This is a genomic window from Klebsiella sp. CB_Kp196, assembly GCF_040061575.1.
Lineage (GTDB): Bacteria > Pseudomonadota > Gammaproteobacteria > Enterobacterales > Enterobacteriaceae > Klebsiella > Klebsiella michiganensis.
In genome coordinates this window covers 117,617-140,917 of the sequence record NZ_JBEAFH010000081.1, presented here as the reverse complement: position 1 = coordinate 140,917, position 23,301 = coordinate 117,617, and the positions used below count along the sequence as shown (strand labels likewise).

Genomic DNA, 23,301 nt, shown 5'->3' with positions numbered 1-23,301 from the left:
TTACCCGCCGCCAGGGGCGGGTAATATCATCCTCTTTGCTGCGAACAGCCTGCGCACTGCTTATTCTGGATCTGCTGGAAGAAGTCATTGCCTTTGTCATCCACCAGAATAAACGCCGGGAAGTTTTCCACTTCGATTTTCCAGATGGCTTCCATCCCCAGTTCAGGATAGGCCACGCACTCCAGGCTCTTGATGCTCTGCTGCGCCAGCACCGCCGCCGGGCCGCCGATGCTGCCGAGGTAAAAACCGCCGTGCTTGTGACAGGCATCGGTCACCTGCTGGCTGCGGTTGCCTTTGGCCAGCATCACCATGCTTGCGCCGTGGGATTGCAGCAGGTCGACGTAAGAGTCCATGCGGCCTGCGGTGGTCGGGCCAAGGGAGCCGGACGCATAGCCTTCCGGGGTTTTCGCCGGGCCCGCGTAGTAGATCGGATGATCTTTGACGTACTGCGGCAGTTCTTCACCGTTATCGATAAGCTCATTCAGCTTCGCGTGGGCGATATCGCGGGCCACAATAATGGTGCCGTTGAGCGTCAGACGCGTCGAGACCGGATGGGCGGAAAGCTGGGCCAGAATCTCGCTCATCGGCTGATTAAGATCGATGCTGACGACCTTGCCTTCGCCCTGCTGGCGCAGATGTTCGGGAATATACTGACCCGGGTTGCTCTCCAGTTTCTCAATCCAGATCCCCTGGCGGTTGATTTTGGCTTTGATATTGCGATCCGCCGAACAGGAGACGCCCATGCCCACCGGGCAGGAGGCGCCGTGGCGCGGCAGGCGGATGACGCGGATATCGTGGGCGAAGTATTTGCCGCCGAACTGCGCGCCGAGACCGAGGTTTTGCGCCTCCACCAGCAGTTCCTGCTCCAGCTGAATATCGCGGAAGGCCTGGCCGTGTTCGTTGCCTTCGGTCGGCAGTTCGTCGTAATAGTGGGTAGAGGCCAGCTTCACCGTTTTTAGCGTCGCTTCTGCCGAGGTACCGCCAATCACAAAGGCGATATGGTACGGCGGGCAGGCGGCGGTACCGAGCGTGCGCATCTTCTCAACGAGATAGTTTTTCAACTTCGCCGGAGTGATTAACGCTTTGGTTTCCTGATACAGATAGGTTTTGTTGGCCGAGCCGCCCCCTTTGGCCATACAGAGAAATTTATATTCGTCGCCGTCGACGCTGTAGAGGTCGATTTGCGCAGGCAGGTTAGTCCCGGTATTGACCTCTTTGTACATATCCAGCGCGGCGTTCTGCGAATAGCGCAGGTTATCCTCGGTATAGGTGTTATAGACGCCGCGGGCGAGGGCCGCTTCATCACCGCCGCCGGTCCACACGCGCTGGCCTTTCTTACCCATAATAATCGCCGTGCCGGTATCCTGGCAGGTGGGCAGCACGCCTTTAGCCGCGATTTCAGAGTTGCGCAGGAACTGCAGCGCCACGTACTTATCGTTATCGCTGGCTTCAGGGTCGAGAAGGATCTGCGCGACCTGTTTTTGGTGGGAAACGCGCAGCATAAACGCCGCATCGTGGAAGGCCTGCTGTGCCAGAAGGGTGAGGGCCTGAGGGTCTACTTTGAGGATCTCCTGGCCTTCAAATTCGGCCACGGACACGTGCTCTTTGCTCAGCAGATAGTATTCAGTCTTATCTTTTGCTAGCGGAAAGGCTTCCTGATAGACAAATGGTTTAGTCGACATTGCTTTGCTCCCTAAGAGTAAAACCGCCGGGGTTCGGCCCGACGGTTATGAATCAGAACATCATGGACATCCACGGATAGCCAATCAGCAGCAGGGCGGCCAGGAAGATGGCGCCGAAAATCGTGCCGAGACGCCAGTAGTCTTTGGTCGGCAGATAGCCGCTGCCGTAGTAGATTGGGCTGGGGCCGGTACCGTAGGGGGTGATAATCCCCATCACGCCGAGCGAGGTCACCATCAGCAGTACGAACACCTGCATATTCATCCCCGGAATGGTGGAGGCGATAGTCAGCATGGCCGGCAGCAGCGCGGTGGTGTGCGCGGTGGTGCTGGCGAACAAGTAGTGCAGCAGATAGAACGCCAGCAGCAGGACGACGGTCGCGACGCCCGGGGAGATGCCGCTCATCAGCGCGCCGCCTTCTTTACCCAGCCAGGCGATAAAACCGGTGGAGGAGAGGCCGTCGGCCAGCGCCACCAGGGTCGCGAACCAGGCAAAGGTATTCCACGCCGCTTTGTTGCTGGTGATATCGTTCCACGAAAGTACGCCGGTCCACAGCATCAGCACGATAACCAGCAGAGCGGCCAGCGCCGGTTCAATCCATTCGGCGGCGAAGATCCACATCATCAGCGCAAAGCAGACGAAGACCAGCAGCAGAATTTCATTGCGCGACAGTCGGCCAAGTTTTTCCAGCTCGCGGGCGGCCCACAGCGGCACTTCATCGTTGACTTTCACTTCCGGCGGGTAGAACCAGTAGGCCAGCAGCGGCATTGCCAGAATCAGCAGGATACCCAGCGGCAGGAAGGCGATAAACCAGGTGCCCCAGGAGATATTAATGCCGACGATGCTTTTCACCAGCGCCAGCGCCAGCAGGTTCGGCGCCAGTGCGGAGAGAAACATCGAGCTGGTGATACAGGCGGCGGTAATGGCCACCCACATCAGGTAGGAGCCGATACGGCGCGCGCTCGGGTCGTTGGGCTTAGAGCCGTACAGCGGCGGCAGGTTAGCGATAATCGGGTAGATAGTCCCCCCGCTGCGCGCGGTGTTGGAGGGGGTAAACGGCGCCAGCAGCAGGTCGGCGAAGGTAATGGCGTAGCCCAGCGTCAGGCTGCGGCGGCCGAGGTACTTCACCAGAATAAGCGCCAGACGGCGGCCAAACTGGGTCTTATCGTAGCCGGCGGCAAACATAAAGGCGCCGAAGATAAGCCAGACGGTGGAGTTACCGAAACCGCTCACCGCCCATTTAAAGGAGGCGCCGGCAAGCTTGAACCCTGGCGCGGCCAGCTGTTCAGGGCTGAACAGCAGCCACTGGCTGCACAGCGCAATCACCACCACGCCGGTAATACCGATGACCGCGCCGGGCAGCGGTTCGAAGATCAGACCGACGATCACGCCGACAAAAATGGCAAAGTAGTGCCAGGCGTAAGGGGGAAGGCCGTCGGGCACCGGGACGAATAAGAGTAAGACGGCAACGATAATGGGCATCGCCATCATCAGCAGACGTTTATAAGCAGCATTTGTTGCTGCACCGGCAGGCGGTATGGTTGTCTTTTTCTCTTTCATAATGAGTATCTGCAAGTAGTTAAAAATAGGGTTTGGTCATCGCTTAACCGTTCGATTTCTTTAGTTGCAAAACTTTCTTTAATTATTAATTGTCGATTTTGGTTATTGCGCTGACCGTTATTTAACGCGCTTCGTTGGGCGTTAAATTAAAATATTGGGTTATTTATATATTGCGCTTTCATGCGCCGTTGCAATTGATTTAGATCAAAAAAAGCGGGTTGTTAGCCACTTTTTTATTATTACGAATAACCCTGTTTAGTGAGGTGTTTATTTGTCTGAAATTTGGCTTAATGTTAAATCACGAATGATTTCATGAACTGATAATGTATTTATCTTATTGAATTTTATCCTTTTATTTTGATATCCTCCTGGCGATGCATGTTAAAAATGGTTTCAGATTTGTTATTGGTTATATCCACTATGTGAACGAATTATATTTAATTAATAATACAAAGGAGGTATCGATGTTATTGTTGGTATTAAATAGTTTTTTAATTAACGTAATTATTTTGGTAACTAAAAAAGCGCTATATTATTGGCATGACTTAAGGGATTACCAAATACAAACAAAAACAATTCCGTCACCCAATTCTCAATTTTCAATATTTAAAATCTGGAGCGTCATTATGACCAGTCATCCACGAATTTTGCGTCCTTTTACTTTACCGAACGGTACTGAGCTTAAAAACCGCCTGTTAATGGCGCCGATGACCACCTGCACCGGTTATTTTGACGGTACCGTGACCAGCGAACTGGTTGAGTACTACCGCGCTCGCGCAGGCAGTATCGGCACCATTATCGTTGAATGCTGCTTTATTGATGACTACGGTCTGGCGTTCCCCGGCGCCATCGGTATCGATAATGATGAAAAAGTGGCTGGCCTGGCGAAAATTGCCGCCGCCATCAAGGCGGAAGGGTCAAAAGCGATTCTGCAGATCTACCACGGCGGCCGGATGGTCGACCCGCAGCTTATCGGCGGACGCCAGCCGGTTGCCCCGAGCGCGATTGCCGCGCCGCGCGATGGCGCAGCAACCCCCCGCGCGCTGAGCGGCGCTGAAGTCGAGGGCATGATCGCGAAGTTTGGCGAAGGCGTACGCCGCGCCATTCAGGCCGGTTTCGACGGCGTCGAGATTCACGGCGCGAACACCTATCTGATCCAGCAGTTTTATTCGCCAAATTCTAACCAGCGCGACGATGAATGGGGCGGCAGCCGCGATAATCGTGCGAAATTCCCGCTGGCGGTACTGGACATCACCCACAAAATGGCCCGCCAGTGCGCCGACGATGCCTTTATTATCGGCTACCGGTTCTCCCCGGAAGAGATGGAAGTCCCCGGTATCCGTTTTGCTGACACCATGTATCTGCTGGAAAAGCTGGCCGCCCGCGGCGTCGACTATCTCCACTTCTCGGTTGGCGCCACGCTGCGCCCGTCGATTGTCGATATCACCGATCCCACGCCGCTGATTGAAAAATATTGCGCCATGCGCTCTGAAACCCTGGCTCAGGTGCCGGTGATGGGCGTGGGCGGGGTAGTGAACGCGGCCGATGCCGAGCAGGGTCTGGATCACGGCTACGACCTGATGGCGGTGGGCCGCGCCTGTATCGCGTATCCTGACTGGACGGCGCGCATTGCCGCCGGCGAAGAGCTGGAGCTGTATATTGACAGCACCCAGCGCGAAGCGCTGAACATCCCGGAACCGCTGTGGCGCTTCTCGCTGGTGGAGGCGATGATCCGCGATATGAGCATGGGCGATGCCAAATTCAAACCGGGGATGTTCGTCGAAACCGTTCAGGACGACGCTAACGAGCTGGTGATCAACGTCAGCCTGGAAAACGACCGCATTGCCGATATCGCACTGGCGGCAAGCCCGGTACAGACCGTCGAGTTCACCACCAGCTTTGAAGAGATCCGCGAGCGGATCCTCAGCGCCAACACCCCACACGTGGATGCGATTTCCGGCGCAACCAGCCAGAGCGAAGCGGTGAAAAAGGCGGTTTCCAAAGCGATGCTGAAGTCCAGTAAAGCGCTGGCCGCCGAAGAGGGCGCGGGCGATGCGGCGCCGAAAAGCTACGATGTGGTGGTGGTCGGCAGCGGCGGAGCCGGTCTGGCGGCCGCAATTCAGGCGCACGATGAAGGCGCGAGCGTTCTGATCGTTGAAAAAATGCCGACCATCGGCGGTAACACCATTAAAGCTTCTGCCGGGATGAACGCCGCAGAGACCCGCTTCCAGCGCGTGAAAGGTATTGAAGACAGCAAAGAGCTGTTTTACCAGGAAACGCTGAAAGGCGGTAAGAACAAAAACGACCCGCAGCTGCTGCGCCGCTTCGTGGAGAATGCGCCGGAGGCCATTGAGTGGCTGGCGCGTCGCGGCATTATGCTTAACGATATCACCACTACCGGCGGGATGAGCATCGACCGCACCCACCGTCCGCGCGACGGGTCGGCGGTCGGCGGCTACCTGATCAGCGGCCTGGTGCGTAACATCACCAAACGCGGTATCGATGTCCTGCTGGATACGTCGGTGGAAGAGATCCTGATGACCGACGATGAGGTGAGCGGCGTGCGCCTGCTCACCGATGAAAACGAATCCGTAGTGGTACAGACGAAGAGCATCGTGGTGGCTACCGGCGGCTTCAGCGCCAACAGCGCGATGGTGGTGAAATACCGCCCGGATCTGGCGGGCTTTGTGACCACCAACCATAAAGGGGCGACCGGCGGCGGTATCGCGCTGCTTGAACGCATCGGCGCGGGCACCGTGGATATGGGTGAAATTCAGATTCACCCGACCGTCGAGCAGCAAACCTCGTACCTGATTTCCGAGTCGATTCGCGGCGGCGGGGCGATACTGGTGAACCCGCAGGGCAACCGCTTCTTCAACGAAATGGAGACCCGCGATAAGGTTTCCGCCGCGATTATCGCGCTGCCTGAGCACTTCGCCTATATCGTCTTTGACGAGCACGTCCGGGCGAAAAACAAAGCCGCCGATGAGTACATCGCTAAAGGTTTCGTCACCAGCGCCAGCTCGCCGCGTCAGCTGGCGGAGAAACTGGGGATGGATTACCATGCTTTTCTCAATACGCTGGAACGCTACAACGGCTTTGTTGAAAAACAGCATGACGATGACTTTGGTCGTACCACCGCGCTGCGTGCGCCGATCAATGAAGGCCCTTACCATGCGATTCGTATCGCCCCGGGGGTTCACCACACGATGGGCGGCGTGACCATTAACACCGATACCGCGGTGCTGAATGCCGGTCATCAGGTGATTGTGGGCGCGTTTGCCGCGGGCGAAGTGGTTGGCGGCATTCACGGCGGTAACCGTATCGGCGGTAACGCGGTGGCCGATATCATTATCTTCGGGACCCTCGCGGGCCATCAGGCGGCGAAACGCGCCAGAGGTTAAACGTCAGCGACACCCGCCGGGCTGGCAAATAGACGGCCCGGCTTCTTATCTCTCTGAGGAGTGCGATATGTCCGACAACCGCGTCTACAGCTACTCCGCCGTACTGATGGGTTCGCCCATTCTCCTCAAGCTCTACGTTCATGATGAACCGCTCGCCTCCCGCGTCTTTCAGCTGATTAAAGGCTATGAAGATCTTTTCACCGTTAACCGCGCGCACTCCCAGGTGATGGATATCAACCATGCCGCCGGGTGCCATCCGGTGACGGTGAGCCGCCCGGTGTATGCGCTGATTAAATGCGCCAAAGCCGCCAGCATGGTGCGGGACAGCGCGTTTAACCTGGCGATCGGCCCGCTGGTGAAGCTGTGGCGCGTTGGTTTTCAGGGCCAGAGCGTGCCCGCCCCGCAGGATATTGCCGCTCGCCTGACGTTAACGCGTGCGCAGGATGTGATCCTCGATGACGCCGCCAGCAGCGTCTACCTTGCGCGGACGGGAATGGAGATCGATCTTGGTGCCATCGCGAAAGGCTATATCGCCGACCGGGTGCGCGACTATTTGCGGCAGCAGGGCGTGAACGCCGCGCTGATTAATCTCGGCGGCAATGTCCATACCCTGGGCGAATGGTCAATCGGGCTGAAAAAACCGTACTCAGCGGCGGATGCGCTGATTGGCAGCATTGCGGTGGCGGGGCAATCGGTGGTGACCTCGGGCATTTACGAACGCTACTTCGAGCAGGACGGCAAACGCTGGCACCATATTCTCGACCCGCGCAGCGGCTACCCGCTGGATAACGAGCTGGAGAGCGTAACGATTATTTCCGCCGACTCGCTGGACGGTGATATCTGGACCACCCTGATCTACGGTCTTGGCGTAGAGAAAGGCTGCGCGGCGCTGCGCCAGCGCGAGGATATCGAAGCGATTTTCGTCACTAAAAATCGCGACGTTATCCTCTCTTCACAGCGTCGTTTCCGCTTTCAGCTGCTGGATGACGGCTACCGGCTTACTGGCTGTACTGCTTAAGCAGGCCGTACTGTTCCGCTATCAGGTGGTAGCGGTACACCGGACGTCCCGTGGCGCCGTAGTGGATACTGGTGTACAAAATATTAATTTGCGCCAGCCAAATCAGGTATTTGCGGCACGAAACCCGGGATATATTTACCGCTGCCGCCAGCTCGTCGGTGGAGAACTCCACGTCCGGATGGGCATCAATCCACTGACAGAGGGTGCGCAGCGTCTGGGGCGTCAGGCCTTTCGGCAACTTGCGGGCGTCAGCGGCTTCCGGTACGCCGCCGTGCAGCAGCCGGTCGACATCCGCTTGTTCATAATAGGGTTGACCGGTCATCAGCTTACGCTTTTCGCGCCAGGCGGTGAGCGCCTCTTCAAACCGTGGAAACTGGAAGGGTTTGATCAGATAGTCCACCACGCCGTAGCGCATCGAGGCCTGAACCGTCGCGGCATCCGCGGCGGAAGTAATCATAATCACGTCGATGGCCCGTCCGGACGCGCGAATGGCGGGCAGCAGATCCAGACCGCTATCCTGCTGCATATAGACATCCAGCAGCACCAGGTCTATCTCCAGATCCTTGTCGTTAATCATCTCCCTGGCTTTACTCAACGTAGACGCCGTGCCGCTGCAGCGGAAGCCGCTGACCCGTCCCACGTACAGGCGGTTCAGTTCGGCAACCATGGCATCATCGTCAACAATTAATACATTTATCACGCACTTTTCCTTTTACTGTCCCACGGGAGATGAACAAAAAATTGAGTAAATACGCCGGGTTCGGATTCCACGGCCAGCGATCCGCCCAGTTCGCGAAGCTGCTGGCTGGCGAGAAACAGCCCGACGCCGCGGTTTTCGCCTTTGGTGGAGAAGCCTTTATTAAAAATATCATCGATAAACGCTTCCGGGATACCGGGACCATCATCGCTGACTTCGCCGCTTAACCAGCCGTTCTGGTAATGCAGCAGCAGGCCGACTTCGCCTTCGGCCTGGCCGCTCATGGCATCCAGCGCGTTCTCGATTAAATTACCCAGAACCGTAACCAGTACGGTGACCTGTTTTTCATTCGGGCAGTCCGGCACCAGGCTCTCATCGGCGAGAGTGAGGGTAAAACCCCGCTCCTTAGCGCGCTGAATTTTACCGATCAAAAAGCCTGCCACTACCGGTGATTTAATCCGGTGCTGGATTTCGCCGATATCCGCCTGATAGGTGTGGGCGGTCTGCAGCACGTACTCTTCCAGCTTATCGTAGCTTTTCATATTCAACAGGCCGAGGATCACGTGCAGCTTATTCATAAATTCATGGGATGTGGTACGCAGGGCGTCCACATAGTTCACCATCCCGTCAAGCCGCTGCAGCAGCTGGCTGACTTCGGTTTTGTCACGGAAGGTGCTGATGGCGCCGACCACGTCATCCTCGTCGCGGACGGGGACCGTGTTGCTGATCAGCAGCAGACCGTTACAGCCCAGCTCCCGATCGTAAATCGGCTCGCCGGTTTGCAGCACTTCCTGCAAATCCGCCAGCAGCGGCGTTTGCGCGATATCGTTCCCGGGGCCGTTAAACAGAATGTCGCGCGCGGCGGGGTTAATCAGCGTCACCTTGCCGTCCGTATCCACCGCCACGACGCCCTCTTTTAATGAGTGCAGCATCGCCTGGCGCTGCTGGAACTGCGTTGAGATCTCCTGCGGCTCAAGGCCCAGCAGGACGCGCTTCAGGCCGCGAACCAGGCTCCATGTACCGACGGCGCACACGAGCGCGCTGAACAGCACGGTCAGAATCACATCCCAGCGGCTGGCGGCGATCTGCGTATCGACTTTGCTCAGCGAAATGCCAATCGCCACCACGCCGATTTGCCGGCGGCTATCGTCAAACACCGGGGTGAAGACGCGCAGCGCCGGAGCCAGCACGCCGTGGTTGACGGCAACGTTCTCTTTGCCCGCCAGCGTGGGCCGGATGTCATCGCCGATAAAAGGTTTGCCGATAATCTGGCTATTGGGATGCGAGTAGCGAATGCCGTCCATATTGGTGACGACGGCAAACAGCAGGCCATTGCGCCGGGTGACGGCCAGCGCCAGCGGCTGAATAATGCCGCTGTCCGGCGGCAGCGTCAGGCCGCGCTTGACTTCCGGGGTGTCGGCCAGCGTCCGCGCCACCGCCAGCGCCGTATCTTTCACGCCGTCGCGGGTGGCGCCGCTAATCTGCATAAACCACAGGGCATAGACCAGAATCAGTACTGAACCGATGACGCTGCCGATCATTAAGGTCACGGCGGTGCTCAGCTTCATGCTCATTGCGCGTTTACGCGCGGGCTGCTGCGCGAATTCATTCATACCGACCCCAGGAGAAAACGGATAGAGGCGTATTATCGCTGAATGCGCGGTTTTCATAAAGCCGCGTAATAAAAGCAAAATCAGCCAGACGGCAATTCTGGCGGACGCGATTTGCCGCCGACGGCCAGCAGATAGTCAATAAACGCCCGCAGCGGCGATGCCATCTGCTTACGGCTGGGGTAGTAAACGTAAAACCCGGGAAAAGCCGGGGTCCACTCTTTCAATAGCTGGACTAGCTGGCCTGTCTCAAGCCAGGGATCGACCTGATGGGCAAACTGATAGGCAATACCGATGCCCTTGAGGGCTAACGGCGTCAGCATGGCCGGTTCATCGACGACGATCGGCCCTTTGACCGCAATCTCGTAGCGTTCACCGTCGCGCTGAAACTCCCAACGATAAACGCTGCCGTCGCTGGGCCTGCGATAAGTCAGACAGGGGTGCTGTAGCAAATCCTGCGGCTTTCTCGGCTGCGGCGCTTGCGCCAGATAGTGCGGAGAGGCGACGACTTTCATTTCAAGGTCGCCGCTCAGCCTGACGGCAACCATATCCTGATGGAGCTTTTCACCGAGACGAATTCCGGCGTCAAAACCGGAAGAAACGATATCGACTAAAGCATCGTCGGTAACAATATCCAGCTCAATGTTGGGATAGCGTTGCATAAATCCGCCCAGCAGCGGCGCCAGATAATGAATCGCGGCGATGCGCGACACATTGAGGCGCAGGCGGCCCGCGGGCGCGCTGGCCGTCCGGGCATCGGTAACCGCGTCTTCCAGCGCCGCCAGCGCAGGAGCCAGCCGCTGCATCATGCGCTGGCCGGCCTCGCTCGGCGCGACGCTGCGCGTTGTCCGGTGCAATAAACGTACGCCGATGCGCTCCTCGAGACGACGGATGGTTGCGCTTAAGGTGGAGGTCGTGACGCCGAGATGCGCCGCCGCCCGGGTAAAACTGCCTTGCTCAACGACCATCGCGAAGGCTCTTAATTCCGCAAAATCACTTCCGCGCATTATGGCTATTACCCCAAACAGTCATATTGATAATACTGGTATTATCAAACAGTTCTTCGCTGGTTACCATCCTGATAAATGTGATTACGCAGAGAGGGGCAATGACCATGGCGAGATTTAGCGCAAAAAGAGTTCTTATCACCGGTGCGACAAGCGGAATCGGGCTTGCCGGGGCAAAGCGCATCGATAGCGAAGGCGGTTGGGTGATCGCCACCGGGCGCGATCCCGGACGGCTGGCGTCTCTTCGCCGGCAGCTCTCGGATCGGGCGCGGGTCATTGACAATGATGCCAGCGATCCGCTGACCGGCGCGGCGCTGGCCGAGGCGATTGATTCATCCGGCGGGCTTGATGGCCTCTGGCTCAACGCCGGATACGCAGCGGTTGGGGAGCTGTCGCAGGTGGATGCCGCGGCCTTTGATCGCATGATGGCGACCAACGTGCGCGGGCCGGTTCTCCAGATGGCGGCGCTCGCCGGAAAGCTTAATGCGGGAGCCTCGGTGGTGGTGACGGCGTCCACTTCCGCTTATGAAGGGGCTGCGGCGGCAAGTCTCTATTCGGCGACTAAAGGCGCGCTGATTTCGTTAACCCGCTGCTGGGCCGCGGCGTTAGGGGAACGAAATATCCGCGTTAACGCGCTGGTTCCCGGCCCGATTGACACCCCATTTCGCCATTTTATGCGCGACGAGGTGCGCCGCGAATTTGAAGCCTCGGTGGTGAGCCGCCTGGCGCTTCACCGCCAGGGGACGGCGGCTGAAGCGGCTGATGTGGCGCTGTTTCTGCTTTCCGACGCGGCGTCCTTCGTGAGCGGTAGCCAGTATGTCGTGGATGGCGGGCTGACGTTGCGCTAATAGCGCATTGGCCACGCCTCGCAACCTCGGCGCGCCGAACGCGCCGCTGGTTGGATAACGACCAATCGGCAGCTGAATGGCTTCAGGGGGATGAAAACTGTGACTCCGGTGGCGGTAAAGCGCGTCGCTTAAGCCTTACACTGCCATTAATAGCCATGGTCAATGAAAGGGTTTGCCTCAGGCCTGCGCTTTCGTCCCGGAAGGTTCTTTCGCGTTTAAATGGAGGTTTTTATGAGCAGTAAGCCAACCGCTTCAATGATGGAACGACGCCACCCTGAAACCACCCATATTGATAGTCTTGCCACCCTCGATATGCTGACGCTGCTGCATAAGGATGATAAGCGGATTGCCGATGCCGTTGAGGCCTGTTTGCCGGCTATCGCGCGCCTGATGGATAACGCGACGGCGACGCTCAGCCGGGGAGGGCGGCTGGTGATTGTGGGGGCAGGGGCATCGGGTCAAGCCGCCGCGCAGGCGGTGAATGAATTTACCCCGGAGGGAAAACATTCGCTTGTCGCCCTTATCGCCGGAGGAGCGACCGCCGCGCGGCAGGAGATGGAAACCGCCGCGAGTCATTACGATCTTGGAGCTTTCGAACTTGAGGCTCTGCGATTCAGCAACCAGGATATGCTGCTGGCGCTGACGGTTAGCGGCAAAACGCCGTGGGTCTGGGGCGCGATGCGCCACGCCTGGTCGCTGGGGGCGCCGATTGCGGTTGTGACGCAGCAGCCCGCCAGTGAAGCCGCGCAGCTGGCGGATATCATTATCGCCCCGCAAACCGGGCCGGAAGCGGTGGCGGGTTTCGGGAATCCGAAAGCGCGCATTGCGCAGCGGCAGATCCTGACGATGCTGACCACCGGGCTGGCGATTCGCGAAGGACGGGTCTATGAAAACCTGCGCGTCGATCTGCAGGCCAATACGCCGCACGAGGCCGAGCGGCAGATAGCGATCGTGATGGCGGCGACGGGGTGCTCGCTCAGCGAGGCCAAAGCCGCGCTGGCCAGCTGCAATCAGCACTGCCGGACGGCAATACTCATGCTCCTCAGCGGGCTGGATGCCTGGCAGGCGCGCGAGCTGCTGGCAGAGCATAACGATCATCTGCGGATTGCGCTACGCGCGGCGCAGACGGTTGCCTGAACTTAACCCGACGGCGCGTATTTCCACAATACGCGCCGGATGACGCAAAATAATCTGGTCATACACAGCATCGTTATTCCATACTCTTCATCCGCTTACCGGGTTTAATTCCCCTTCTGAAAATGGCGATCGCAAGGCGTATTTATTGCTGCTGGCGAGGTATTTACTTTTTTAAGTTAAAAAACCAGGTTAACAATAATTAGCTATGTGTGCGCATGTGTAAATGATATTTTAAAATAAAGTAAAAGTGCGTTAATATGCACGCTCTTATTACACTTGTGCTATGTGATATTTCTATTATGCCTGCAATTAAAAATACGATTATATCTATGACCGCATTAGCGATGTTCGTCAGCTCGGCGACCTTCGCAAATGACGATACCTCGAAAAAAACTGATTTCCTGCTGATTGGCGGCGGTATTATGAGCGCGTCGCTGGGGACCTGGCTGCAGGAATTACAGCCGGACTGGAAACAGGTGATGGTTGAGAAGCTGGATGGCGTCGCGCTGGAGTCCTCTAACGGCTGGAACAACGCCGGTACCGGGCACTCCGCGAATATGGAGCTGAACTATACGCCGGAACGCCCGGACGGCACCATCGACGTCAGCAAAGCGCTGGATATTAACGAACAGTTTATGATCTCCCGCCAGTTCTGGACGGCGCAGGTCAAACGCGGCATTTTGCACGATCCGCACTCTTTTATTAACTCCACGCCGCACATGAGTTTCGTCTGGGGAGATAACGTTGATTATCTGCAAAAACGCTACGCCGCGCTGCAGCAAACGACCTTATTCCAGGGGATGAAATTCTCCACCGATCACGCGCAAATAAAACAGTGGGCGCCGCTGGTGATGGAAGGGCGCGATCCGCAGCAGCGCGTTGCGGCAACCTGGACTCCGGTGGGTACCGACGTTAACTATGGGGAAATAACCCGCCAGCTGATCGGTAGCCTGAAGAAAAATAATAACTTCACGCTGCAGACCTCTTCAGAAGTCACCGATTTTAAACGCAATGCCGATAATTCCTGGCACGTGACGATTAAAAACGTTAATAGCGGTGAAGAGCAGGCGATCGATGCGAAATACGTATTTATCGGCGCCGGCGGCGGCGCGCTGAAATTACTGCAAAAAACCGGTATTCCGGAAGCGGATAACTATGCGGGTTTCCCGGTAGGCGGCTCTTTCCTGATGACCGAAAACCCGGCGGTGACCAATGCGCACCAGCAAAAAGTTTACGGTCAGGCCTCTGTAGGCGCACCGCCGATGTCGGTCCCGCATCTTGATGCCCGTTTCCTCGACGGCAAGCGCGTGGTGCTGTTTGGGCCATTCGCCACCTTCTCGACGAAATTCCTGAAAAACGGTTCGTTCTTCGACCTGCTTAGCACCACCACCACCGATAACGTTCTGCCGATGACCCACGTAGGTCTGGACAACTTCGATCTGGTGAAATACCTCATCAGCCAGGTGATGCTGAGCGACGACGACCGTTTTGCGGCGCTGAAAGAGTATTATCCTGGCGCGCGTAAAGAGGACTGGAAGCTGATCCAGGCCGGTCAGCGCGTGCAGATCATCAAAAAAGATGCAGAGAAGGGCGGCGTACTGAAGCTGGGTACCGAAGTGGTGGTCGATCAGCAGAAAACCCTCTCCGCGCTGCTGGGCGCTTCGCCGGGGGCTTCTACCGCCGCGCCGATTACCCTGAACGTTCTTAAGCAGATGTTCCCTGAGCAGTTCCATTCAGCGGAATGGCAGCGCCGTATTCACGATATCGTCCCGAGCTACGGCCAGAAGCTGAACGGCAACGTCGCGCTGACCCAGCAGGTTTGGGATGATACCGCGGCGGCGCTGCAGCTGACCAAACCGCCGGTGATTGAGATGAACGCCGCCGCGCCGGTGATGACCGCCAAACCGGCAGAGCCGAAGGCGGAAACGTCGCCGCAGCACGATATGGCGCTGTAAGCCCACGTCGTTGACATTGCCCGGTGGCGGCTGACGCCTCACCGGGCCTACTGGCCTCTCTTCGCTGCCCCGGCGAAAACGTGACATTGCTCTAATCTCTCCCCCCGCGCTGATATCCCCCTTCCGGCTAATCCTTCATTCGTTAATTGTGGTTATACTGTCTTGAAATCACGAAAGAAAATGCTAATGAAGACCGAAACGCGGAGCCCAGGGCAATGAAAGACGACATTAATCAGGACATCACCTTCCGCAAGCTGTCGGTATTTATGATGTTTATGGCGAAAGGGAACATCGCCAGAACCGCTGAGGCCATGCAGCTGAGCGGCGTCAGCGTCCACCGGGCGCTGCATACGCTGGAAGAGGGCGTCGGCTGCCCGCTGTTTATTCATAAAGGGCGCAACCTGCTGCCGCTCCCGGCGGCGTGGACGCTGCTGGAGTACTGCCAGGACGTTATGAGCCTGATGACCCGCGGCCTGGAAGCGACGCGTAAAGTAGCCGGCGTCGGGCAGGGCCGGCTGCGCATCGGCACGCTTTATTCCCTGACCCTTGAAACCGTGCCGCGCATTATTATGGGCATGAAGCTGCGTCGGCCGGAGCTGGAGCTGGATCTCACCATGGGCTCCAATCAGATGCTGCTGGATATGCTGGAAGATGACGCGCTTGATGCGATCCTCATCGCCACCAACGAAGGTGAATTCAATAATTCGGCTTTTGATGTGGTCCCGCTGTTTGAGGACGATATCTTCCTCGCCGCCCCGGCGACGGAACAGCTGGATACCACCGCTCCCGCCGAGCTGCGCGATTACGCCAGGCGCAAGTTTGTTTCGCTGGCGGAAGGGTTTGCCACCTATGCCGGATTTCAGGACGCCTTCCAGGTGGCCGGATTCGAGCCTGAAATCGTCACCCGGGTTAACGATATCTTTTCGATGATTAGCCTGGTGCAGGCGGGCGTAGGCTTTGCGCTGCTGCCGGGACGAATGAAAAAGGTGTATGAAAACGACGTACAGCTGCTGAAGCTGGCGGAGCCGTATCAGATGCGCCAGCTGATCTCCATTGTCTACTCACACCATCGCGAGCGCGACGCCGACCTGCTGGCGCTGGCGGCAGAAGGGCGGATGTACGCCCGCAGCCTCAGCCGTTAAGCCGGTTCGCCAGGTGACGGGCAACGTCGATACCGCTGCGCTCCAGCGCAATACACTCCCCCTGCCAGCCCGCCTGGCGGGTGAGACAGGTCAGCACGCCGCCGGGTGGCATCTCGATCGCCAGCCGCGCGTCCCGTTCATCAGCGGCGATCATCGCTTCCTGCCAGCGCACGGTTCGCGCCATATTCCGCGCCAAATCGTCGGCAATGCTTAACGGGTCCCATAAAACGCGCGCCGTGGAGCCGCTCAGATAGGCGCAGCGCGGGCGCTGCAGCGTGACGTCAGTGAACGCTTTTGCCAGCTTAGCCGCCGGTTCATCCAGCAGCGCGCAGTGGGAAGGGACGCTGACCGCCAGCCGCTGTGCTTTACCGGCGCCAGCCGCCAGCGCCAGCCGGGCCACGCGGGCCATCTCGTCGTCGCGTCCGGCAATGACAATCTGCGTTTCCGCGTTCAGGTTGGCAATATAGAGGTCGCTGTCGGCAATCAGCTTTTCCACACGGTCGAGCGTCAGGCCCATAATCGCCGTCAGCCCGTAGCCGTGAGGATAAGCCTGCTCCATTAAATCGCCGCGCAGCGCCACCAGCCGCAGGGCGTCGGTGAAATCCAGCGCGCCGGCTATCACCGCCGCCGGGAAAGCCCCTATCGACAGGCCGCTGACCATGTCCGGATTTACTCCCTGACGCTGCAGCTCCCGCGCCCAGGCTGTGCCTGCGATCAGCAGGCACAGCTGCACCGCACGGGTATGTTTTAACGCGGCGGCGGTATCTAAATGGTCTACTTCATCGCCGAGCACGGTTCGCGCTTCAGCGAGGATATTCTGGCGGTCTGGAAGCGCGGCGAGCATGTCAGGCCGCTGGTTTCCCTGACCGGGAAAGGTAAAGAGAATTTTCATGCTTCCTCCCTGTTCCACGGCGCAGCGGTCAGGCGCGCGCCGCGGGACGTTTTCAGCAGGACGCGGCCATCGCGCAGCCACTCATTTAGCGCGAAAGCCCCTGCGGGCGTTTCGACCTGGGTATCCGCCCGGCAGGGCAGCTGCGCGACGCGGGACTGCCAGGCGAGCAGCGCTTCGCGAGCGATCGGCTGCGGCGCGCGGATCAGCAGATCGAGATCGCTGGCGGCGTGAAGTACCGGAATCTCGGTGGCCAGCGCGTAGCCGGTGCTGCCGGTAATGCCCCAGCGCCACGGCCAGGGGTGTAAGGTCAGTGATATCGCCGCCTGCACCGGCGGCTGGGAGACAAACGGCGAGCGCAGGAGCTGTTGGCGATCGGCGAGGATTTCCGGGCTGACGGTACGGACGATATTTTCCCTCTGTACCCAGCCTGCGGCCCGCTGATCGCGCTTCATCCCCCGTACGCCCACCGGAATGCGGGCGTTAGCATCAACGTCGCGTCGTACCACCACCGGCAGGCTAATATGCCAGTGCTGTGCGACCCAGGACTCCTCAATCGCCTCCAACGCGGCGGCATTATTCAACCAGACTAAATCATGAGGACGCGGCGTTGATGACATCGTTAGATTCCTGACGTTAAGGTGATAAACAGCGGCAGCGACAGAATACACAGAACCGAGCTTAACAGCAGCACCGCTTCCGCATCCGGCGACTGCACGCCAAAGCGGTTGCCGAAGACCACACCAAAGAAACCGGCCGCCAGCGCAATCATCAGAATGGCGGTAATGGCGATAGAGCCGTGCAGCCCCAGCAGCATCACCAGACCCCAGGCGATAAACGGCTGCACCAGCAGTTTGACGATAGTGGAAGTGGCAATCAGCGCATTGAGCTGCAGCTTACGCGCCGACAGAATCACCCCGGTCAGGAACAGCGCGGCGGCGGTCGCCGCCAGGCCCAGCGGTTTGATAGAGGCGAGCAGCAGATCCGGCATTTTGATACCGATGGCCGAAAGCACGACCCCCAGCAGCGGACCCCAGACAATCGGTTTTTTCACCGAACGCCACATCAGAACCGGCAGCATTGCCAGCGTCGAGCCGCTGTTCTCTCCGGCGGCGAGCGCTTTTTCACGTTCCAGAATCAGCAGGCAGAACGGCGTCATCAGTACCGATCCGCAGGCGATGGAAACGGCGACGGAGAGGGAGGTGGATGCGCCTTCGCCGAGCACGCTGCCCAGAATCGGCAGGCCAAGCGCGGCGTAGTTAGGCAGCGCGACGGTCAGGGTCAGCACGGCGGCATCCTGCGGCGAGCGCTTGAAGACGCGGGTCGCGAGGAAGTAGATGGCCGCATAGGTAATCCACATCGCCCCGGTCAGCACCAGCACCAGCGGCGATTGCGCGACAATACCGCTCCACGGCGTTTGCACCGTGGCGCTGAACAGCGTGGCGGGCAGGGCGAAGTCCATCACGAAGATGTTGAGTAAAGAGACGTTTTTGTTATCGACCATTTTGGCCTTGCCGGCCCAGAAGCCCAGCAGCATGATGACAAAAATCGGCGCGAGGGCATGAATAATCACATAAGTCATAAATCACCTGTAAATGAAAATAGAGTACTGGCGCGATTGTTATAATTTCTAAAAGCGGTTTATTTCCGGGGCGCGCGATGGCGCCCCGGGCGGCCGCTTCCGGCAGGTTTTCTTCTACTTAGGGACTGACTACCAGCTGGCGCGCATGCGATCGCGCACCTGTTGGGAACTACGGCGGTTCTCCGCGCCAAGGCGGCACTTCAGCGAGACATCCCGGCGGGCGTCAGCGATGGCGTCGCGCAGGGTGTCGGTGACCAGCGTCAGATCGCGGGCGTCCGGCGCGTCAGGATTGCTGATATCCAGCAGGGCGGAGAGCAGGCCGAGCGTTGCGTAGTTGCTGACGTCATAGGCCATCGGCGGAATGGTTGCCGCCAGTTTCTCCAGCGCCTCAACGGTGCGCAGGGTGATCCGCGCGGCGGACTCTTTACCCATCGCATGCACCAGTACCCCGGCGTCGTTAAAGGCGATCAGACGATTGGCCTGGTAGCCGTGGGCGAGAAACGCCCCGGACATCGCTTTGCCGACGATCAGACCAATCACCGGATGTCCGGCAAGCCGCGCCTTGGCGTAGGCGCCCGCGGCGCCCGCCAGCGCCTGATGAATACCGAACGCTTCTTCGCGACGGCCATAGGCCTGGCTGGGGACATCGATAACCGCGATAATCGGGCGCTTCACCGCGTTATTGGCATCGGCGTCGATGGTTTCGTTGACCACTTTGGCCAGCGTCCAGCCTTCGAGCAGGCCGACTTCACCCTGAGCGGCGCGTGGATAATGGTTATTAGCATCCGGCACCACGGCGATAAAACGGGCGGTTTCACCGTTAAAATCGGCATCGGCAACCTGCACCGAGGGGCACAGACCGGTCATTAGCGGGGCGTTCGGCGCCAGCTGGTTTAGCCACAGCGCGGCGCGGTTTGTGAACTGGTTCATTATTTCTCCTCCCGGGCGAATAGCTGTTTGATCTGAGCGGTATCCGCCTGCTGGCGGGTATCGAAATGGGTCAAACGGGTCAGGAAATCTTCATATTTGTCGCTGCGATGCTGCGCGGGCACGCCTTTGGCAATGGCTTCGTTCATCGCGCTTTTCACCGCGTTGATGCCATCGCCCACCAGGGCATCCACCAGCCCGCTGGCGTAGCGAATTTCGCCGCCGGTCATGCTCCAGATAAACGGACGGTCGCGGGAGTCGTACTCTTCAATCCCCGCTTCCTGTTCAATAACCTGCGGTCCGTTGAGGCCCAGACGCGCTTCACGGGTGACAATCAGGTAGCTGCACAGCGCCGCGGCGATGGACATCCCGCCGAAGCAGCCGACGGTACCGGCGACAATGCCGATTACCGGGGTGTAGCGGCGCAGGTCGACAATCGCGGCGTGAATATCGGCGATGGCGGCAAGGCCCAGATTGGCTTCCTGCAGGCGCACGCCGCCGGTTTCCAGGCACAGCACCGCCTGGGTAGGAATGCCGTTGCGGTTATCTTCCGCCGCCAGCTCAAGGGCGGCGGCCATTTTCGCGCCGGAGACTTCGCCCATGCTGCCGCCCTGGAAGGTACCTTCGATGGCAATGACTACCGCCGGCTGGCCGTTAATGGTGCCTTTTGCGACGACCATACCGTCGTCGGACTGCGGGACGATGCCCTGCGCGCCGAGCCACGGGGACATAATGCCGTCAAAGGGATCCAGCAGTTCGCGATAGCTGCCGTCATCCAGCAGGGTGCGGGCGCGTTCACGGGCGCGGAGTTCAATAAAGCTGCGATCGTTACGCATGAGCCACCTCCTCAAAAACCTGTTCAATACGGATCCGCGCGACGCCGGGCGTGGCGCCGAAATCGTGGATGATCAGCTGTCCGCCGGGCAGGCCGTTAATCAGGCTCAGTCGTTCGAACAGCGCGTTCCAGCGCGCCTGGCTGTTGTCCACGGAGGTGGTGATTTCGACGTTGAGCGTATCGCTCTGTCCGGCGGTATAGAGCACTTCCATATCGCCGGAGCCGACAACGCCTGCCAGCGCTTTGCCGCTGAGGGCGCGGTTGGCAGGGAATGACAATTTAATCTGTTCCATAACATCCTCTGAATGCGTTAAGCGGAAACCCGGTCGAGAAACAGGGTGGCGGCAAGAAGATCCGCCGCGCCACCCGGCGAGGCGTTCTGCGCCAGCATCTGCACGTCGAGACGCGCCAGCGCGGCGCGCCCCCTGGCTGTCGCACATCCTCCTGCCGCCAGCACCTCGCCTGCGCCTTGCCGCATCGCCTCAAGGCCCGCCATTCCGGCGCGGGAGAGCACGCAGGTATCGCTAAGCGAGGTCATAATCGCCATCAGCGCGTCAAGCCGGGCCTGATCCTCGCTGGCTCCCGCGGCCCGACTGCGCAATAGCTGCGGCAGCGCCAGGGTGGTGATGTGCGGAAAAGCGCGCTGCGCTTCTTCCCGCGCGCCGGGAACCTGCCAGCGGCGGCTGGCGCGCAGACCTTTACTGAAGGTCCTTGGCGCGCAGGCGTCCGGCAGACGGGCCAGGGCGGCGGCGGTTTCCGTAATTCTCTGTGCCTGACCCTCCCCCCCGAGCATCGCCGTCGCGCTGACCAGCAGGCCCAGCGCCCAGATAGCGCCGCGATGGGTATTGACCCCGGCGGTCGCCTGCATCATCCGCGCTTCGCCTTCGCGGCCAAGCCGGCCAACGGTTTCGCGCAGGGCAACGTCGGCCGGACGCCGCCAGCTCTGCTGAGCCAGCGCGTGAAAGGTCGGCTGCAGACTGTGGGCCGAACGCTCCATCAGGGCCAGGTTCAGGTCCTGATGCGCGCCGTTGCCGCGGCTATCCACCAGGCCCGGCTTGGGGCTGAGTCGCGCTTCGTCAACCAGGCAGGCGCTGGCGGTCTGGGCCAGCCAGCGGGCCCGGGTTTCAGCAACGTGGGGAGAGAGTTTTTTCATTACCAGCTCCGGAATTTTGCCGGTGGGTTGTACAGACCGTCGGACCACTCCACCAGATCGGCTACGCTGCCGGCGGCGAGCAGAGAGCGGGTGGCGTCGCTGCGGCGGATACCGATATCTTCCGGATAGACGACTTTGCCGCTTTGGCGCAGTGCGGCCACGCGTTTGGCGTCAATGCCGAGCCCGATATCGGTGATCCCGGCCACGGCCGCCACCATTGCCCGGCGCTCTTCCAGGCTTTCCGCCCGATAGAGATAGGCGATGCCTTCTTCGGTCAGCACGTGGGTGACGTCATCGCCGTAAATCATCACCGGCGCCAGCGGCATTCCGGAGGTTTTGGCGACCTCAACGGCGTCGAGTTTTTCCACGAAGGTCGGTTTCACGCCCGCCTGGAAGGTTTCCACCATCTGAACGACCAGCTTTTTACCGCGCTGCATCGGATCCGGTTCGGTGATCATGTTGAGCCATGCCGGCGTAGCGTGGCGGCGACCGTGCGGGTCGTGGCCCATATTCGGCGCGCCGCCGAAGCCGGAGAGGCGGCCGCGGGTCACCGTCGAGGAGTTGGCGTAGCCGTCAACCTGTAAGGTCGAGCCGATAAACATATCTACCGCATACTGTCCCGCCAGCTGGCAGAACGCGCGGTTGGAGCGCATGGAGCCGTCGGCGCCGGTGAAGAAGATATCCGGACGCGCGCGAATGTACTCTTCCATTCCCAGCTCGCCGCCGAAGCAGTGCACGCTCTCGACCCAACCGCTTTCAATTGCCGGAATAAGGGTGGGGTGCGGGTTCAGCGTCCAGTGTTTACAGATTTTGCCCTTCAGGCCGAGCTGTTCGCCGTAGGTCGGCAGCAGCAGTTCGATGGCGGCGGTGTTAAAGCCGATCCCGTGGTTCAGGGATTGCACCTGATGCTCGGCGTAGATGCCTTTAATCGCCATCATCGCCATCAGGATATGTTCCTGCTTAATCAGACGCGGATCGCGGGTAAACAGCGGCTCGATAAAGAACGGTTTATCCGCGACGACCACGTAGTCAATCCACGAACCGGGGATATCCACGCGCGGCAGATCGCACTCGTCATCGACCAGTTCGTTAACCTGCGCAATAACGATGCCGTCATGGAACGCGGCGGCTTCCACCAGCGCCGGGGTATCTTCGGTGCTCGGCCCGGTGTACAGGTTGCCCTTGCGGTCGGCTTTGTAACCGGCGATCAGCGCGACGTTTGGCGACAGGTCGACGTACAGGCGAGAGTAAAGCTCGATGTAGGTGTGGATAGCGCCGATTTCCAGCAGGCCATCTTCCAGCAGCTGCGAAATACGCAGGCTTTGGGTACCGGAGAAGGAGAAATCAAGCTTGCGGGCGATACCTTTTTCGAAGAGGTCCAGGTGCTCGCTGCGCCCGACGCTCGGCATAATCATATGCAGGTCGTGAATTTTTTGTGGGTTAACTTCCGCCAGCATCCGCGAGAGGAAATCAGCCTGTTTCTGGTTGTTGCCTTCCAGCACCACCCGGTCGCCGGGGGCCAGCAGCTGCTCAAGAACGGCGACCAGCTGGTCGGTGGGGATCACTTTGCCCGAGACCTTCGCCTCGGTCAGTCGCCGCTGTTTTTCCGTACGGCGACGGTTCCAGACGCGTCCCGTCGTTTGTTCGGCACTCATTATTAACCTCCTGATTCGACGAATCGTTTTGATTGTCCTGGTGTGGAAGTAAGTGTGCGTCGCGAGGTGGCGGGCATCAATTAAGGCCGATGGCGAATCGTTAGCGTAAGAGTAATGATTGGCGGGGCAGAGATGTGATGACGATCAATAATGATTGCGAATGATTGGTCTACGAGCAGGGGACGTACCGGGTTGAGGCATT

19 protein-coding genes are annotated in these 23,301 nt (G+C 59.0%); 6 read left to right on the top strand and 13 right to left on the bottom strand.

The window, feature by feature from the left end; translation table 11 throughout:
• Positions 1 to 26: 26 nt before the first annotated feature.
• Entirely contained in the window at positions 27 to 1,682 is a 1,656-nt protein-coding gene (fumA, locus tag ABLU87_RS27220) for a class I fumarate hydratase FumA (protein WP_122117367.1), read from the bottom strand.
• 52 nt (positions 1,683 to 1,734) lie between these two features.
• Positions 1,735 to 3,240 (bottom strand): anion permease, encoded by a 1,506-nt coding sequence (locus ABLU87_RS27215; RefSeq protein WP_004851326.1) that lies wholly within the window; start codon positions 3,238 to 3,240, stop codon positions 1,735 to 1,737.
• Positions 3,241 to 3,866: 626 nt separating this feature from the next.
• Between ABLU87_RS27215 and ABLU87_RS27210 the strand changes: the two genes are divergently transcribed.
• Both ABLU87_RS27210 and ABLU87_RS27205 read left to right on the top strand, forming a co-directional pair.
• Positions 3,867 to 6,644, top strand: a complete 2,778-nt coding sequence (locus ABLU87_RS27210) for a flavocytochrome c (RefSeq protein ID WP_122117917.1) — start codon at positions 3,867 to 3,869, stop codon at positions 6,642 to 6,644.
• A gap of 67 nt (positions 6,645 to 6,711) precedes the next feature.
• On the top strand, positions 6,712 to 7,662 hold the full coding sequence (locus tag ABLU87_RS27205) for an FAD:protein FMN transferase (RefSeq protein WP_122117918.1): 951 nt from the start codon (positions 6,712 to 6,714) through the stop codon (positions 7,660 to 7,662).
• On the opposite strand, the gene dcuR is transcribed toward ABLU87_RS27205, so the two are convergent.
• From dcuR to ABLU87_RS27190, 3 genes are all read right to left on the bottom strand, one after another.
• The gene (dcuR, locus tag ABLU87_RS27200) at positions 7,643 to 8,362 is read right to left on the bottom strand and encodes a two-component system response regulator DcuR (RefSeq protein WP_004851320.1); all 720 of its coding nucleotides are present in this window, start codon (positions 8,360 to 8,362) and stop codon (positions 7,643 to 7,645) included. The genes ABLU87_RS27205 and dcuR overlap by 20 nt on opposite strands.
• Complete coding sequence (locus ABLU87_RS27195) at positions 8,359 to 9,972, bottom strand: sensor histidine kinase (protein WP_032750118.1); 1,614 nt, start codon at positions 9,970 to 9,972, stop codon at positions 8,359 to 8,361. Before ABLU87_RS27195 ends, dcuR begins: the two co-directional genes overlap by 4 nt.
• 80 nt (positions 9,973 to 10,052) lie before the next feature.
• A complete protein-coding gene (locus tag ABLU87_RS27190; RefSeq protein ID WP_122117984.1) occupies positions 10,053 to 10,976 on the bottom strand; it encodes a LysR family transcriptional regulator in 924 nt (307 codons plus the stop codon).
• Positions 10,977 to 11,083: 107 nt separating this feature from the next.
• Between ABLU87_RS27190 and ABLU87_RS27185 the strand changes: the two genes are divergently transcribed.
• The 4 genes from ABLU87_RS27185 (at position 11,084) to ABLU87_RS27170 (ending at position 16,058) form a co-directional block, all read left to right on the top strand.
• The gene (locus ABLU87_RS27185; RefSeq protein ID WP_122117985.1) at positions 11,084 to 11,824 is read left to right on the top strand and encodes an SDR family oxidoreductase; all 741 of its coding nucleotides are present in this window, start codon (positions 11,084 to 11,086) and stop codon (positions 11,822 to 11,824) included.
• Between the two features lie 231 nt (positions 11,825 to 12,055).
• Positions 12,056 to 12,961 (top strand): N-acetylmuramic acid 6-phosphate etherase, encoded by a 906-nt coding sequence (locus tag ABLU87_RS27180; protein ID WP_196942021.1) that lies wholly within the window; start codon positions 12,056 to 12,058, stop codon positions 12,959 to 12,961.
• A gap of 299 nt (positions 12,962 to 13,260) precedes the next feature.
• Positions 13,261 to 14,916: a malate dehydrogenase (quinone) gene (gene mqo / locus ABLU87_RS27175; protein ID WP_196942022.1), complete on the top strand. Its 1,656-nt coding sequence runs from the start codon at positions 13,261 to 13,263 to the stop codon at positions 14,914 to 14,916.
• A 215-nt stretch (positions 14,917 to 15,131) separates the two neighbouring features.
• On the top strand, positions 15,132 to 16,058 hold the full coding sequence (locus ABLU87_RS27170; RefSeq protein WP_004135593.1) for a LysR substrate-binding domain-containing protein: 927 nt from the start codon (positions 15,132 to 15,134) through the stop codon (positions 16,056 to 16,058).
• Here ABLU87_RS27170 and mdcH read toward each other — a convergent pair.
• From mdcH to mdcA, 8 genes are all read right to left on the bottom strand, one after another.
• Positions 16,048 to 16,950 (bottom strand): malonate decarboxylase subunit epsilon, encoded by a 903-nt coding sequence (mdcH, locus tag ABLU87_RS27165; protein ID WP_122117000.1) that lies wholly within the window; start codon positions 16,948 to 16,950, stop codon positions 16,048 to 16,050. The two genes, ABLU87_RS27170 and mdcH, sit on opposite strands and share 11 nt — an antisense overlap.
• Positions 16,947 to 17,567 carry a malonate decarboxylase holo-ACP synthase gene (locus tag ABLU87_RS27160; RefSeq protein ID WP_049082733.1) on the bottom strand — a complete coding sequence of 207 codons (621 nt, stop codon included), beginning with the start codon at positions 17,565 to 17,567 and terminating at the stop codon, positions 16,947 to 16,949. Before ABLU87_RS27160 ends, mdcH begins: the two co-directional genes overlap by 4 nt.
• A gap of 2 nt (positions 17,568 to 17,569) precedes the next feature.
• On the bottom strand, positions 17,570 to 18,529 hold the full coding sequence (locus tag ABLU87_RS27155; protein WP_004851304.1) for an AEC family transporter: 960 nt from the start codon (positions 18,527 to 18,529) through the stop codon (positions 17,570 to 17,572).
• Between the two features lie 129 nt (positions 18,530 to 18,658).
• Positions 18,659 to 19,459, bottom strand: a complete 801-nt coding sequence (gene mdcE / locus ABLU87_RS27150) for a biotin-independent malonate decarboxylase subunit gamma (RefSeq protein ID WP_048262146.1) — start codon at positions 19,457 to 19,459, stop codon at positions 18,659 to 18,661.
• On the bottom strand, positions 19,459 to 20,292 hold the full coding sequence (locus tag ABLU87_RS27145) for a biotin-independent malonate decarboxylase subunit beta (RefSeq protein WP_004851300.1): 834 nt from the start codon (positions 20,290 to 20,292) through the stop codon (positions 19,459 to 19,461). Before ABLU87_RS27145 ends, mdcE begins: the two co-directional genes overlap by 1 nt.
• Positions 20,285 to 20,584: a malonate decarboxylase acyl carrier protein gene (gene mdcC, locus ABLU87_RS27140; protein WP_004102520.1), complete on the bottom strand. Its 300-nt coding sequence runs from the start codon at positions 20,582 to 20,584 to the stop codon at positions 20,285 to 20,287. The genes ABLU87_RS27145 and mdcC overlap by 8 nt, the downstream gene beginning before the upstream one ends.
• A gap of 17 nt (positions 20,585 to 20,601) precedes the next feature.
• Complete coding sequence (locus ABLU87_RS27135) at positions 20,602 to 21,444, bottom strand: triphosphoribosyl-dephospho-CoA synthase (RefSeq protein ID WP_048262144.1); 843 nt, start codon at positions 21,442 to 21,444, stop codon at positions 20,602 to 20,604.
• Positions 21,444 to 23,099, bottom strand: a complete 1,656-nt coding sequence (mdcA, locus tag ABLU87_RS27130) for a malonate decarboxylase subunit alpha (RefSeq protein WP_048262142.1) — start codon at positions 23,097 to 23,099, stop codon at positions 21,444 to 21,446. Before mdcA ends, ABLU87_RS27135 begins: the two co-directional genes overlap by 1 nt.
• Positions 23,100 to 23,301 lie beyond the last annotated feature (202 nt).

Excerpts from the sequence above, each read along its gene's own strand:
- ABLU87_RS27145 (WP_004851300.1), bottom strand. The coding sequence starts at position 20,292 with ATGCGTAACGATCGCAGCTTTATTGAACTCCGCGCCCGTGAACGCGCC.
- ABLU87_RS27170 (WP_004135593.1), top strand. The coding sequence starts at position 15,132 with ATGAAAGACGACATTAATCAGGACATCACCTTCCGCAAGCTGTCGGTA.
- ABLU87_RS27180 (WP_196942021.1), top strand. The coding sequence starts at position 12,056 with ATGAGCAGTAAGCCAACCGCTTCAATGATGGAACGACGCCACCCTGAA.
- mdcE (WP_048262146.1), bottom strand. The coding sequence starts at position 19,459 with ATGAACCAGTTCACAAACCGCGCCGCGCTGTGGCTAAACCAGCTGGCG.
- ABLU87_RS27135 (WP_048262144.1), bottom strand. The coding sequence starts at position 21,444 with ATGAAAAAACTCTCTCCCCACGTTGCTGAAACCCGGGCCCGCTGGCTG.
- ABLU87_RS27210 (WP_122117917.1), top strand. The coding sequence starts at position 3,867 with ATGACCAGTCATCCACGAATTTTGCGTCCTTTTACTTTACCGAACGGT.
- mdcA (WP_048262142.1), bottom strand. The coding sequence starts at position 23,099 with ATGAGTGCCGAACAAACGACGGGACGCGTCTGGAACCGTCGCCGTACG.
- ABLU87_RS27190 (WP_122117984.1), bottom strand. The coding sequence starts at position 10,976 with ATGCGCGGAAGTGATTTTGCGGAATTAAGAGCCTTCGCGATGGTCGTT.
- ABLU87_RS27215 (WP_004851326.1), bottom strand. The coding sequence starts at position 3,240 with ATGAAAGAGAAAAAGACAACCATACCGCCTGCCGGTGCAGCAACAAAT.
- ABLU87_RS27185 (WP_122117985.1), top strand. The coding sequence starts at position 11,084 with ATGGCGAGATTTAGCGCAAAAAGAGTTCTTATCACCGGTGCGACAAGC.
- ABLU87_RS27155 (WP_004851304.1), bottom strand. The coding sequence starts at position 18,529 with ATGACTTATGTGATTATTCATGCCCTCGCGCCGATTTTTGTCATCATG.
- mqo (WP_196942022.1), top strand. The coding sequence starts at position 13,261 with ATGCCTGCAATTAAAAATACGATTATATCTATGACCGCATTAGCGATG.
- ABLU87_RS27160 (WP_049082733.1), bottom strand. The coding sequence starts at position 17,567 with ATGTCATCAACGCCGCGTCCTCATGATTTAGTCTGGTTGAATAATGCC.
- ABLU87_RS27205 (WP_122117918.1), top strand. The coding sequence starts at position 6,712 with ATGTCCGACAACCGCGTCTACAGCTACTCCGCCGTACTGATGGGTTCG.
- fumA (WP_122117367.1), bottom strand. The coding sequence starts at position 1,682 with ATGTCGACTAAACCATTTGTCTATCAGGAAGCCTTTCCGCTAGCAAAA.
- ABLU87_RS27195 (WP_032750118.1), bottom strand. The coding sequence starts at position 9,972 with ATGAATGAATTCGCGCAGCAGCCCGCGCGTAAACGCGCAATGAGCATG.
- mdcC (WP_004102520.1), bottom strand. The coding sequence starts at position 20,584 with ATGGAACAGATTAAATTGTCATTCCCTGCCAACCGCGCCCTCAGCGGC.
- mdcH (WP_122117000.1), bottom strand. The coding sequence starts at position 16,950 with ATGAAAATTCTCTTTACCTTTCCCGGTCAGGGAAACCAGCGGCCTGAC.